The 12,864-nt window shown below is 70.7% G+C and carries 9 protein-coding genes; 5 read left to right on the top strand and 4 right to left on the bottom strand.

Annotated features, from left to right (window positions below):
• Window positions 1-166: 166 nt before the first annotated feature.
• Window positions 167-535: an ArsR/SmtB family transcription factor gene (locus QLQ12_RS43445; protein ID WP_282766924.1), complete on the bottom strand. Its 369-nt coding sequence runs from the start codon at window positions 533-535 to the stop codon at window positions 167-169.
• Window positions 536-762: 227 nt separating this feature from the next.
• Between QLQ12_RS43445 and QLQ12_RS43440 the strand changes: the two genes are divergently transcribed.
• From QLQ12_RS43440 to QLQ12_RS43425, 4 genes are all read left to right on the top strand, one after another.
• Window positions 763-2,340: an MFS transporter gene (locus QLQ12_RS43440; RefSeq protein ID WP_282766923.1), complete on the top strand. Its 1,578-nt coding sequence runs from the start codon at window positions 763-765 to the stop codon at window positions 2,338-2,340.
• The gene (locus QLQ12_RS43435) at window positions 2,337-3,821 is read left to right on the top strand and encodes an FAD-dependent monooxygenase (RefSeq protein WP_282766922.1); all 1,485 of its coding nucleotides are present in this window, start codon (window positions 2,337-2,339) and stop codon (window positions 3,819-3,821) included. The genes QLQ12_RS43440 and QLQ12_RS43435 overlap by 4 nt, the downstream gene beginning before the upstream one ends.
• A gap of 297 nt (window positions 3,822-4,118) precedes the next feature.
• The gene (locus tag QLQ12_RS43430; protein WP_282766921.1) at window positions 4,119-4,775 is read left to right on the top strand and encodes a COG4315 family predicted lipoprotein; all 657 of its coding nucleotides are present in this window, start codon (window positions 4,119-4,121) and stop codon (window positions 4,773-4,775) included.
• 186 nt (window positions 4,776-4,961) lie between these two features.
• On the top strand, window positions 4,962-6,854 hold the full coding sequence (locus QLQ12_RS43425) for an FHA domain-containing protein (protein ID WP_282766920.1): 1,893 nt from the start codon (window positions 4,962-4,964) through the stop codon (window positions 6,852-6,854).
• A gap of 128 nt (window positions 6,855-6,982) precedes the next feature.
• On the opposite strand, the gene QLQ12_RS43420 is transcribed toward QLQ12_RS43425, so the two are convergent.
• The 3 genes from QLQ12_RS43420 to QLQ12_RS43410 are packed head-to-tail and all read right to left on the bottom strand — an operon-like array spanning window position 6,983 to window position 10,603.
• Window positions 6,983-8,359, bottom strand: coding sequence for a calcium-binding protein (locus tag QLQ12_RS43420; RefSeq protein ID WP_282766919.1), 1,377 nt, complete (start codon window positions 8,357-8,359; stop codon window positions 6,983-6,985).
• Window positions 8,347-9,360, bottom strand: coding sequence for a hypothetical protein (locus QLQ12_RS43415; RefSeq protein ID WP_282766918.1), 1,014 nt, complete (start codon window positions 9,358-9,360; stop codon window positions 8,347-8,349). Before QLQ12_RS43415 ends, QLQ12_RS43420 begins: the two co-directional genes overlap by 13 nt.
• A gap of 34 nt (window positions 9,361-9,394) precedes the next feature.
• Complete coding sequence (locus tag QLQ12_RS43410) at window positions 9,395-10,603, bottom strand: hypothetical protein (protein ID WP_282766917.1); 1,209 nt, start codon at window positions 10,601-10,603, stop codon at window positions 9,395-9,397.
• 440 nt (window positions 10,604-11,043) lie between these two features.
• Between QLQ12_RS43410 and QLQ12_RS43405 the strand changes: the two genes are divergently transcribed.
• Window positions 11,044-12,663, top strand: a complete 1,620-nt coding sequence (locus tag QLQ12_RS43405; protein WP_282766916.1) for a GGDEF domain-containing protein — start codon at window positions 11,044-11,046, stop codon at window positions 12,661-12,663.
• The last annotated feature ends 201 nt before the right edge of the window (window positions 12,664-12,864 follow it).

Raw genomic sequence — 12,864 nt, 5'->3', positions numbered from 1 at the left:
CAGGCCGATCGCCACGTAGAGGACCAGGGAGGTGACCAGCGGAACCCCGACCACCATGGTCTGGCTGGTCTCCTCCATGATCCACTTGACCACGACCCAGACTCCGAGGCCGGCCGCCCAGGAGACGGTCCCGGGGCCGGCAGCGGCGTCACGCCGCGGTCGCCGCTCAGTGGGGCGCTCGGGCGGTGTTTCCGGCCACCGACGGCGCGCCCTTCCCGGCCTGCTGGGTCTCGGCGACCACGAGGGCCAGCAGGCCGGGGAAGCGGGCCTCGAGGTCCGCACGGCGCAGCTGGGCCATCCGGCTGTTGCCCCGGTTGACCTGCCGGACCAGTCCGGACTCGCGCAGCAGCCGGAAGTGGTAGGTCAGCGTCGACTTCGTCAACGGCAGCCCGAACGAGCTGCATGGTCGCTCCGTGCCGTCCGGCTCCCCGGCGAGGACCGCGACGACCTGCCGGCGGATCGGGTCGGCCAGCGCCGTGAGTACGGCACCGAGCTCCAGCTCGTCGAAGTCTGGGTGCCCCTCGCTGTCTGGCATCCTGCTGCGTCCTCCCAGCTGTCACGAAGGTACGACTTGCATCATACCTTCCTGTCCTGTAGACCAATGGTACGACGAATGACCGACCTTTGCGTCGCCGCTGGCGCCCTCGCCGTCGTTCGCATCGGCACCCCGGCGTGCCGCGCACCGACGAGCTGCTGGTCGCCACACCGGTCCTCTCGGAAAGTCGCCACACCGGTCCAATCGGAATTGAGAGAAGGGGCGCGATGAGCGCTGTGAACCCCGCGGCCGTGCGGGGGGCGAACCCGGTCGTCACGATGGCCGCCGTCCTGCTCGCGGTACTGGTCGTACCAATGTCCATCTCCGGTGCCGCCATGGCTCTGCCGGCCATCGGCGCCGACCTCAACGCCTCCCTGGCCCCGCTGCAGTGGGTGGTCAACGCCTTCAACCTGACATTCGCGGCGTTCACCCTGGCTTGGGGCTCGCTGGCCGACCTGTTCGGACGCCGCCGGGCGTTCGCCGCCGGCGCCGCGATATACGCGGCGGCATCGGTGCTCAGCGCGGTCGCCAACGACGTGCTGATACTCGACGTGGCGCGCGGTCTCGCCGGCGCCGGCGGCGCGGCCGTCTTCTCCTGCGGCGCGGCGATCGTCGCCACCACCTACGACGGCCCCGCCCGAGCCCGGGCGTTCGCGCTGTTCGGCACCACCGCCGGACTGGGGGTGGCGCTCGGCCCGACTGTCGCCGGCGGGCTGACCGGCGCGTTCGGCTGGCGCTCGGTGTTCGTCCTCAACGCGGTCGTCCTCGCCGTCGTGTTGGTCGCGGTGCCGTTCATGGCCGGTGACCGCGACGCCCCCGCCGGCGCTACCCGGCCCCGGGTGGACTGGACCGGCATCGGCATCTTCGTCATCAGCCTCTTCGTACTCATGCTCGGCGTCGTGCAGGGCCCGCAGTGGGGCTGGGCGAGCGGCCGGGTGCTGGCCCTGTTCGCCGCGTCGGCGGTGCTGTTCGCGCTCTTCGTGGTGGTGGAACGCCGCCAGGCGCAGCCGATGTTGGATCTGAGCCTGTTCCGGCAGCCGCGGTTCATGGCGCTGTGCCTGGTTCCGGTTGCCGCCTCGTTCGGGTTCGTCACCATGCTGACCTACCTGCCGACGTACTTCGTCGGCGCCGACGGCCGGTCCAGTCAGACCGCCGGCGCGCTGATGCTCCTCCTGACACTCCCGGTCCTGGTCTGCCCGCTGCTGGCCGGCCGACTCGTCACCGCCGGTGTGCCCGACCGGGTCGTGCTCCTGGTGAGCATGGTCTTCCTCGTGGCCGGTGACGCCTGGCTGACTGTGCTGCACCCGGGCGCCGGGGTGGCCACCATCGTCGGGCCGATGCTGCTGGTCGGCGCCGGTATGGGCCTGTCCGCCGGCTTGGTCGACGGGATGGCGATCGGCGCGGTGCCGCAGCAGCAGGCCGGCATGGCTGCCGGGCTGCTGAACACGCTGCGGCTGGGCAGCGAGGCGGTGGCGGTGGCCGCGGTCGGTTCGCTGCTGGCCAGCTTCGTGCGTGGCCGGCTCGACGACGACGTCGCCCGATACACCACCGCGTCCCCCGACGAGGTGGCGAACCAGGTCGCCACCGGCGACGTGGCGGGCGCGGCGGCCGGTGTCGCACCTGCAAGCCGGCCCGGCTACACCGACTTCCTGGCCGACGCGCTCACCGGCACGTTCCACTCGGTGCTCTGGATCATGGCAGTGATCTGCGCAGTCGCCACCGTGGCGGTCTGGGCGCTGCTGCGCCGCGGCCGGACCGCGGCGCCGTCACCGGCCGAGGCCGCACCGGCGGCCACCGGCTCATGACCGTCGACGTCGACGTCGCGGTGGTCGGGGCCGGCCCGGTCGGCGGGCTGCTCGCCGGGGAGCTGCGCCTGTACGGCGTGCGGACGGTGGTGCTGGAGGCGCTGCCGGAACCGACCGGGCTGTCCAAGGCCGGTACCCTGCACGCCCGCACCGTGCAGACCCTCGAGCTGCGCGGCCTGATCGGCGACCCAGAGCCGCCTGCCATGGCCGGCCCGGCCCCGTTCCACTTCGCCGGGATGTTCGGCCTGGACCTCGGGCCGCTCGCCGCCGGCGGCCCCGCACTGGTCGGCAGTCCACAGGCGCGGACCGAGCAGGTCTTCGCGCGGCGGGCCACCGCCGGCGGCGCGGAGATCCGGCGGGGGCACGAGATGGTCGGCCTCACCGAGGAGGCCGACCGGGTGCTGCTGCGGGTTCGCGGCCCGGCCGGGGAGTACGTGATGTCCGCCCGGTTCGTGGTCGGCTGCGACGGTGGCCGCAGCGCCACCCGCAAGCTCGCCGGCATCGACTTCCCGGGCACCGGCGCGACCGTCGCGGCGCTGCTCGGCGAGGTCCGGCTGCTCGAGCCGTACGCCGCGCCGCCGGGCTGGCAGCGCACGCCCCGCGGCTGGACGGTCATCATGGTCAACCCGTTCGGGATCAGCCGGGTCTTCACCATCGACTTCCGGGCTCCGCATCCCGACCGCACCGTCCCGGTCACGCTGGACGAGCTGCGGCGGATGGCCGAGTACATCACCGGGCGGCCGATGCCGATGACCGACCCGCGATGGCTGACCCGCTTCGGCGACGCCACCCGGCAGGCGGCGACCTACCGGCGCGGCCGGGTGCTGCTCGCCGGCGACGCCGCCCACGTGCACTTCCCGGTCGGCGGCCAGGGCCTGAACCTGGGCCTGCAGGACGCGGTGAACCTCGCCTGGAAGCTCGCGGGTGAGGTGCGGGGCTGGGCGCCGCCCTCGCTGCTCGACAGCTACCAGGCCGAGCGGCACCCACAGGCCGCCCGGGTGCTGCACAACACCCGGGCGCAGCTTGCCTTGATGAACCCCGACCCCGCTGTCGACCCGCTGCGGGACCTGTTCGCCGACCTCATGCGGTTCGACCCGGTGAACCGGCTGCTCGGCGGCATGATCAGCGGGATGGACGTGGCGTACGACGTCGGCCGGCCCGACGACCCGCTCGCCGGGCGGATGGCGCCGCGGCTGCGACTGGTCGACGCCGGCGGGTCGCACACCACCCTCGCCCGGCTGTTGCACGACGGTACCGGCCTGCTGCTGGACCTCGCCGATCGGCCCGAGCTGCGGGCGGCCGCGGCGGACTGGGGTGGCCGGGTGCGCGTCGTCGCCGCCAAGGCGGACGGCGAACCGCCCGCCGAGGCGCTCCTGGTCCGGCCGGACGGTTACGTGGCGTGGAGCGCCGCCGCCGATCGGCCCGCCGGGCCGGACGAGCTGCGCATCGCCTTGACCACCTGGTTCGGGCTGCCACGGTAGGGCGGGGAGTGACGGCCACCCGGCCGCCGGCACCGCGCGCCCGGGTGGCGTGGGGCGTTTGCGGTACGTCTACCGCGCGGTCGACCACGGGCAGGTCTCGCCGCGGCCGATGGGTGGCCGCGAACTGATCGGACAGCGCAGGTGATCATCGCCGGGCGTGCCGTCATGCAGAACCTTCCCCGCGGTCCCGCCCTTGGCCGCTGTGATCTACAACCTGCCTCGCCTCGTGAACCGCTTGGCCCTGCCCGCGGTAGTACCACGTAGACAGGCAGAGAGCGATGCAGTTGGAGGGCAAACGTGATTCCGGAGAAGCGCAAGTTGATGGTCGTCGGTGCTGCCATTGCGGCGGCGTTCGTGCTACCCGGGTGTGCCCCTGCGAGTAACGCAGGAGCCGGCTCCGGTGCGCAACCTGTCGCGAATACGGTGGAGGAGGGCGCCGAGGCGACGCCGGAGCCCACCGTGAGCGCCGAGGCCGAGGCTCCCGAAGCCGGCTCTGCCGCGGGTGACTCCGGCGCGCCGGAGCTCGGCGATGAGAAGGTCACCTCCGAGCTCAACGCCGCCGCGGTCAAGCGCATGGGCGAGACTGTCCAGAACGAGGACGGGTTCGTGTTGTACCGCTTCGACAAGGACAAGACCAAACCGGACGTGGTGTCGAACTGCAACGACGACTGCGCGAAGATCTGGCCGCCCGCGGTGGTCAACAAGGGGGACAAGCCCAAGCTCGAGGGCATCGACCCGGCGAAGGTCGGCACCGTCGAGCGCAAGGACGGCACCTTGCAACTGACCCTCGACAAATGGCCGCTCTACACCTACATCGGTGACAAGAAGCCGGGCGACTGGAAGGGCCAGAACGTCGGCGGCACGTGGTTCGTGGTCACCCCTGAAGGCAAGAAGAACCTCACCTGCCTGCCGCCGGTGTCGAAGCCGGTCGCGCCTCCCGCGGACGGCGAGTAGAGCAGCGACACCGGTGAGGTCATCGCCGGCGTCGATAGCTCGCCGGAGCTGTTCGACGGCTGCAGCCGCCGTTCGCGGGGAGAACCGGCGGGAGCGCACACGGGCGTGCCCGTCTCCCCTCTGCAACGGCCCCAAAAGGGTCCACCGCGGCCGAGTCAGTGTGGCCCACAGGAAAGGACGGACGCCGTGACACCCGAAATTGTGGGGCGGGAGGGTCCGCTCGCCGGGCGGCGGTTTCCGTTCGGCGAGACGCCACTCACCTTCGGTCGCCGCCCGGACAACGGCGTCGTTCTCTCCGGCTCGTGCGCCTCGCGCCGGCACGCGGAGATCAGCCGTGAATCCGACGGCTACGTGCTGCGCGACCACAACAGCAGCAACGGGACGCTCGTGAACGGCCGGAGGGTCACTGCCCGGGTACTTCAACCAGGCGACCTCATCACGATCGGCCAGGAGATCTTCTGCTTCGAGATGGCCGACCAGATGGACACCGTCCTCGGTCTGCCCGCGGTACTGCCGGCCGGCATCGCACCCGTACCCGCCCTGCGGGTCACCATCTCCGGCGGAGGTCCGGTCGGGCTGACGCTGGCGCTGCTGCTCACCCGGCTGATGGGGGAGCGGGTACAGGTGACCGTGTACGACGGCCGCTGGACCAGGGCCGGCTCGCGCGTGGTCTGGAAGGACGAGTCCCAGGGCAACAACCGGCGGCAGCAGGTCGTCACTCTGCAGAGCCGCCAGTACCTGAACCTTCCCGAGGAGGTACAGGCGCACCTGTTCGACGCGGGCTCGTACTCCGAGATGTGGCCCGCCGGCCCGGACTCCATCCGCGGCTACGGACCGCGAAACGTCCGGATCGCCTACATCGAGGACAAGCTCCTCGAACTCGCGAACACCAAGCCCCAGCACATCACCCTCGTGCCGGAGCGCTTCGACCTCGACGAACGGCGCGACACCGTGCTCCAGGACCACGTACTCGCCATCTGCGAGGGCGGCCGATCCCGCACCCGGGAACGTCTGGTCCACAAGTTCGGCAACCCGGACACGTCCATCTACTCCATCGACGGCGAGCACCTTCAGGACGTCGTGCTCGGACTGCGGGTCAAGTCCGGCCTGACCGATTCCATGAGCGTTCTCCTGACGGTGGCACAGAACAGGTTCCTGCTGAACTCTCTGCGCGGCGAGGGCTTCCTCAACATGCGCCTCACCGACGCCGAGGCGCAGGAGGTCGTCGGAATCGACCCCGTCCGCCGCGTGTTCGAGGACTGCATCGCGTCCCGCCCCTGCGTGATGGCCCGCGACACCGAAGGCGACTTCGTCTGCCCGACCCACCAGACCCTGTTCCTGCCCTCCCTCATCAAACGGTCGGCGCTCTGGCAGCAGGTACTCGAAGGGCTACGCTACTTCGGGGTCGCCGAGGAGAACCTGAGCGCCGTCACCGCGTTCCGGCTCGACATGGTGCAACGACCGAAGTTCACCGCGCAGCTGTACCCCGCCACCGCGGAAACCCCCGGCACCTACGCGTTCCTTCTCGGTGACGCCGCCAACGCCATCCACTTCTGGCCTGGGCGGGGTCTCAACAGCGGGTTGGCGTCGGCCATCTCCCTGGCCCGCTCGCTCGGCAACTCGCGGACCGGCCGGGCCCTGCGCGACGCCGACTTCATCCGCCACGAGGCGGCGATGTCCATGCTGCAGTACCGCCACAAGAGCCGCGCCTGGAAGGCCATGGTGACCACCGACGAGCAGGGCGTCACGCATGCGATCAAGGACGAGATCGCTGAGAGTATGGCGAACGCGGCCGGGCGGGCCGCCGACGGTGATGCCGACAAGGAGGCCGCCGTCGACGAGCTCATGGACCGGTTGCGCCTCATCCGCAGCCGGCTGACGTCGCGCATCCCCGACCTGCCCGACGACACGGCACTGCGCGACCATCTGCAGAAGATGCAGGGTGCCACTGTGCGGGCGCTGCTCGCGAGCGGGCCGTGGGACACGGCCAATGTCGGCGGCGAGGAAGTGGACATCGACATCTTCTACCGCCCCGAGCCGAGCGGCGGCGTCGCCAAGGTGATGTCCGGGGCCGAGTGACCGGCGTGACCCATCGCCCCGCCGCCGGCGTGGCCGAGGACCAGCCCACTGTGCCGGGCGACGCCACCGCGACGGCCGCGGTGAAGGCGAGCGGGTCCGGCGACGGATGAGACAGAACAAGGACATGGTCAAGTTCTCCTCAGGGGCACGGGCGGTGTCGCTGAGGCCTCGGTGAAGATCTCGCACTCCGAGGGGTCGATCAGGTCGTCACCGAGGCAGGTGTCGGTGCCGGCGGCGCCGTACACCCGCTGGTTCGTGCCGGTCGAGGCTTGGAGCCGGTCGTCGCCGCGTCCGCCGTGCAGGGTGTCGCTGCCGTCGAGGCCGGTGAGGGCGTCGTCTCCGTCGTCTCCCCACAGCAGATCGTCGTCGTAGGAGCCTTGGATGACGTCGTCGCCGGATCCGCCGTGCAGGCGGAATCTGCCGGCGAATGCCGTGATCGTGTCGTTGCCCGGCCCGCCCCATGCCTCGTCGTCGCCGAACATGGCCTCGATGGTGTCGGCCCCGGGGCCACCGTCGATGCGGTCGGTGTCGAAGTCGCCCGTCAGCTTGTCGGCGCCGTCGTCCCCGGTGAGAGTGTCGGTGCCGCCACCGCCCCGCAGGTCGTCGTCGCCGCTGTCCCCGGTCAGCGTGTCGGCGCCCTCCCCGCCGGCGAGAATGTCGTTGCCGCCGCCGCCTCGCAGGGTGTCGTCGCCGTCCTCGCCGGCGAGCGTGTTGTTCGCCGGGTTGCCGATGAGCGTGTCGGCCCCGGCGGTGCCGCGGACGCTCTCCGCCGTCGCCCGCACGTTGTCGCCCTCGCCGGCCGCGCCGTCGTCGGCGTTCTCGTCGAGTGTCACGGTCACCGCCGGGTGGTCGGGCTCGTAGGCCACCACGTCGGTCCCGGTGCCCGCGTCCAGGTCGTCGGCACCCGAGCCGGTACGCAACTCGTCGTCACCCGGGCCGCCGGCCACCGTGTCGTCACCCGGGCCGTCGGCGAGAACGTCCGCCGCGGCACCTCCGGTGAGGGAATCGTCTCCGGCCCCGCCGTCGAGGATGCCGGGTCCGTTCGCTCCGGTCAGGGTGTCGTCGCCCGCCTCACCGAAGAAGTGGTTCTGTGCGGGTGCGGCGCCGGTGAGGCGATCGTTCCCGTCTTGGCCGTACGCGTAGGTGTGCAGTTCGGCGCGGTTGGCGAACGTGTCGTCGCCGTCACCGAGCCGCACCTCTACGCGGAACTCCGGGCGCGGGCACCGCACCGAGAGCGGGGTGAGCCCGACACAGCCCTCGGCCGGCCGATCGGTGGCGATCCGCATCGGGATCCGGTCGGTCAGCACCGTGCCGGCCGGCCCCGACGTGATGGACAGACGGTTGGCGGCGTGGGCACCGGCGGAGAACCACAGCACACCGTCGGACACCCACACCGTGCCGGCCGGATCGGTCGCGAGTGCCGGCGCGATGCCGAGCCCCTGCGCCCCGGCGGCGAACGCGACGGCGATGCCCGCGCGCACGGCGCTTCGTATCAACGTACCCATGCGTAGACCCTCCCGTTCACGTCCAGTGGACGGTCCACGGAACCGTCGGCCGAGATGCGGCGTACCGAGGGCTTCACCGGCGTGGTCATGTCCGCGGGCTGCCGGCTGTAGGCGATCCAGTCGCCGCGGGGGGACCAGACCGGCGAGCTCTCCCAGAGAGAATCCGTGTCGGTCAGCTGTCTGACCGCCCTGGTGTCGACGCGGATGATGAAGAGATCACGATCGGCGTGGTAGTCGTAGCCGACCGGCTCTGTCGAGCTGTAGGCGACGAACCTGCCGTCCGGGCTGATGTCGGCGTCGATGCGCCACGACCGGCCGTCGGTGAGCTGGGTGGTGGCTCCGGTGCGGGTGTCGGTGACGTGGAGCGCGGAGCGCTGTGAGTCCTCCGGGCCCATGGCGTACGCCACGGTCGTCCCGTCGGCGGTCCAGCTGAAGGATCCCTGCAGTTTCATGGCCTGGCCGTGCTCGCTCACCGGGAAGGCACGGACATGCGATCCGTCCGCATCGAACACGATCAGGCGTGCCAGCTCTCCGGACAGGCCCGCCTCCAGGGAAGCGACCTGGGTGCCGTCCGGTGAGAACACCGGATTGGTCAATCGGCAGGAGACCACGCAGTACGGGTCCACGCCGGTGTCCAGCGGCGGCAGGATCCGCTGGGGGTTGCCGGCGCCGTCGGGCCGTGCCTTCCAGACACCGCCGTCGTCACCCTGGTAGACGACTGTGCGCAGGTCCGGCGAGTACCCGGGCCGGGCGCCGTACGGGCTGACCGCGGCGTTGCCGGGCAGCCGGTCGTCCAGGTCGGTCAGCAGGAGCCGCCGGTGGCCGCGGTCCGGCCGGATGTCGTAGAGGTCGCTGAAGTCACTGACGCCGATGCCGCTCAGATACCGGATGTGCCCCCGGGGCTCCGCGGGTGTTCGGGCCGCGGCGGGGGTCGCCGGCACGGTCAGGACGCCCGCCATCGCGAGAATCGTCGCGCTCACCAGTGGTCTGGTCGTTGTCATGGATGTGCCTCCTCTCGAATCTCCGCCGCGGACTTCAGCGGGTGGCGGCGTACAACCGATCACCGCTGTGGATCAGCGTCGTGGTGCGCCCTTGGCCGTGGTGGATCAGTGCGGCAGCGCCGACGGAGTCGATGCTCGCGGGCACGCTGGGCCCGGCCTCATCGACGGTCCAAGGCCTGCTGCCCAGCTTGACGCCGAGGTTCGGCCGCTTCGGCTCACCGCCGTCGGTGGTGCTGAACGCGGCGAGCAGGGAGCTGGAGCTGGCTCGCAGGATGGCGCTGTTGCCGGCGTGGTGGTCCGGCATGACCGGCGGCGGGCTGAGCGTGAAGGTCACGCCGTTGTCCGCCGACGAGCCGACCATCACCCGCCCGTCGCCGCTGCCGCCCACGTCGCCGTCGAACGTGGTGGTCCAGGTCGTGAAGATCCGTGTGCCCGTGGCGACGACGTCCATCGCCGGGTACGAGCTGTTGATCGCGACCGCGCCGGCGACCCGGGTGGCCGGCTGCCAGGCGCCATAGGCTCCCTGGGCCAGCAGGAGGTCCTTGCGGCCGCCGGCCACGGACCTCTGCCAGAACAGGCGTGGCTGGCCGTCCGCACCCATGGCCAGCGCGGGGTTCGTGTCGGCGGCCACCGGTGTGGTGGGCGCCGGATGGGCGAACTCACCCGGATCGCCGCCGTCCCACATGGCGTCGGCCTGGTGGAGGACGTACCGGCCCGGGACCGACGAGGTCTGCGGCCACACCGCGAACCAGCGGCCGCCGGACGCGATGATGCTGCCCCGCCCGGCCCATGAGGGCGCCAGGCTGCCGACGTCGGCCAGCCAGTGCGGGTGGGTGAACGTTCCGTCGTGGAGCCGCTTGGTCACGGCGAGTTCGGCGTCCGGGGGCGGCCCCGAGCCGCGCTGCGGCGGTGCGGTGTTGAGATAGAGCAGGTACGTGCCGGTGCTGTCGGCCGCGACGTCGATCACCTTGCCGTGCAATGCCGTCTGCCCGGAGGCCCACGAGGAGCCGGATCCCTCGAAGAAGGTGATCGCGTCCCCGCAGCCGGGGCCGTACTCGAAGGTCGTGAAGCCGCGGACCTTACCGTCGCCGCCCTTGTCGGCGTGTGCGGATCCGGGAACCAATAGGCCGCCCGCACACGGGGCGGTGAGAACGGGAACAACCGTCGCAGCGGCCGCCGCGGCGGGGACGGGTATCGCGACGACGGCAAGTGTCAGAGCCGAAAACAATGCGATCTTCTTCATGCTGTTCCTTCATGGAGCCCTGTTCAGGCGGGGTGTGACATTCGAAAAAGGAGGACCCTCGCCGAAGAGGTTCTCATGCCATCCATGAGCGGGAATGCGAGGCGATGCGCTGGGGCGTCGAGTGCCGGGTGGGAGAAGGCGGAAACTATTGCCTATGCGTTAACGATCGCTGTCCATGGTCGGGATCATCCCTGTTCAGGGTGCGTCATCAGTTGACGTATTTCACGGCTCCGCGCACCTCATGAATTTGCTGTGTTGCCGATCACAGGTCGAATTCAACCTGTGGTGGCATGGTGCGCCGCATTGACCTGCTGTGCGATATCAGTTTTCGTGAACCATTTCCGAAACGACGGAAACCGAGTGGCACCCCGAGGGGCGGCCGCTTCGCAACCCGGAGCCGCCAGCATCGAGCACACATCCGAGCGGACTGGGGAGTCGACATGGTCACGACCGGCGAGCAGGGTCAGCCTTTCCCGGCGGCTGTACCCGACCGGCCGGTCGCGGCCGAGCTGGAAGCGAGGTTGCTGGCGCTCGAGCTCAACTCGGCGCAGGACTTCCGCGCCGACCTGCAGAAGGCGGTGGACCTCGAGCGTGCCGCCGAGCGGCTCGGCCGGCGCGACCTGCAGCTGCGCGCCCGCATGGTCCAGGCGGATGTGCTCATCCGGGAGGGGGACACCGGCGAGGCCGGCCGCATCTCGCACCAGATGTACGCCGAGGCGGTGCAACTCGGCGACCCCTACGTTCTGGCCCGCAGCCACCGGGCCCTGTCGATCTTCTTCTACCAGGTCGGCGACGTGGCCAACACGCTCGCCCACGCCGTGCACTGCATGTCGTTCACCGGTGACGACGTTCCCATGGCGATCCGCGCCCGGCATCTGTCGAGCCTGGGCGTCATCCTCGACGTCTCCGGCTCCTCCGCCGAGGCCGTCCGGCGCTTCGAGGAGGCTCTGGCCATCACCACGGCGTTGGGTGACGGCAAGCAGACGCTGCAGATCCTCAACAACATGACCTATACCGCGTACGAACAGAATGATCCTGAGCGAGCGGCGGCTCTCGTCGAACGGATGCGGCAGGTCGCGCGGAGCAGCGGCGTGCCGCTGTCGGCGACCTGTCTGGACACGGTGGCTCGGGTGGCGATGCTGTCCGGCCGGCACGCCGAGGCGGAGAGCGTGCTGGCGCCCCTGGTCGACGGCACGCTCGCGCACCTGGTCGACGAAGGCCACATCCTGGTCGAGGCCATGGTCACGACTGCCGAGGCGCAGCGGGAACAGCGGGCGTACGACCGTGCCCAAGCGACCCTGGAACAGGCGACGGATCTGTGTGAGCAGCGCGACCTGACGGGTCTACGGGTGCAGGTACGCAAGGCGCGGGCTCTGCTGTACGCCGCGACCGGCCGATACCGGGAGGCGTTCGAGGAGCATCAGCGTTTCCACGACGAGTCCGAGGCTCTGCAGTGCGTCCAGCGCGACGTCCGTGCGCGTACGCTGCAGGCGGTCTACGAGGCCGAGGAGGCGCGCCGGACCGGCGAGATCTTCCGGCAGATGGCGTACCGCGACGCCCTCACCGGCCTGCACAACCGCCGGCACGTCGACGAGCAGCTTCCCACCCTCCTGGCCGGGACCATGGTGGAGCCGATGTCGATAGCGCTGATCGACATCGACCACTTCAAGCGGATCAACGACACCCTGTCGCATCAGGTCGGCGACCTGGTGCTGCAGGAGCTTGCCGCGGTGCTCCAGCGTTCGGCGCCGGCCGGGGCCACGGTGGCGCGTCTCGGCGGCGAGGAGTTCGTCATTCTGCTGCCCGGGCACGACAGCGTCGACGGTGTGCGGGCGTGTGAGGCGGTCCGCCAGGCGATCCGTGACCACGACTGGCGGCCGGTCACCGGCGGCCTGCGGGTCACCGCCAGCATCGGCGTCACCACCGTGAACTGCGACGACGTGTCCGCGTCGGCGGCGCTGGCGGCCGCCGACCACAACCTCTACGCCGCCAAACATGCCGGACGTGACCAGGTCTGCGCCGGTGCGCCCGTCGTGGTCGCCGCCGGCCGGGAACATTGACAACTCGCTCGCGAGAGCCGTCCGATCCTGCTGCAGCAGCGCCACGACACCGGCAGCCGCGCACAGCGAGAAGCCACGGTCCGCGGCCGGAAAAGGAAATCGTCAAGTAGCTCACCAATTTGCTCGAGAAGAATCGCGATAGATAGACAACGCGCCGCTCACCGGCAGAAGTAAGTGCTTGAACTAGTGGTGACTGTCACT

The sequence above is a fragment of the Actinoplanes sandaracinus genome (assembly GCF_030009775.1).
In the GTDB taxonomy this organism is placed as follows: Bacteria; Actinomycetota; Actinomycetes; order Mycobacteriales; family Micromonosporaceae; genus Actinoplanes; species Actinoplanes sandaracinus.
Note: the sequence above shows the minus strand (reverse complement) of the source record. Positions and strands in the feature narration are given on the sequence as shown.

Bases quoted from the DNA above. Each gene is read 5' to 3' on its own strand.
- QLQ12_RS43445 (WP_282766924.1), bottom strand. From the start codon at position 535: ATGCCAGACAGCGAGGGGCACCCAGACTTCGACGAGCTGGAGCTCGGT.
- QLQ12_RS43440 (WP_282766923.1), top strand. From the start codon at position 763: ATGAGCGCTGTGAACCCCGCGGCCGTGCGGGGGGCGAACCCGGTCGTC.
- QLQ12_RS43435 (WP_282766922.1), top strand. From the start codon at position 2,337: ATGACCGTCGACGTCGACGTCGCGGTGGTCGGGGCCGGCCCGGTCGGC.
- QLQ12_RS43420 (WP_282766919.1), bottom strand. From the start codon at position 8,359: ATGGGTACGTTGATACGAAGCGCCGTGCGCGCGGGCATCGCCGTCGCG.
- QLQ12_RS43415 (WP_282766918.1), bottom strand. From the start codon at position 9,360: ATGACAACGACCAGACCACTGGTGAGCGCGACGATTCTCGCGATGGCG.
- QLQ12_RS43410 (WP_282766917.1), bottom strand. From the start codon at position 10,603: ATGAAGAAGATCGCATTGTTTTCGGCTCTGACACTTGCCGTCGTCGCG.
- QLQ12_RS43405 (WP_282766916.1), top strand. From the start codon at position 11,044: ATGGTCACGACCGGCGAGCAGGGTCAGCCTTTCCCGGCGGCTGTACCC.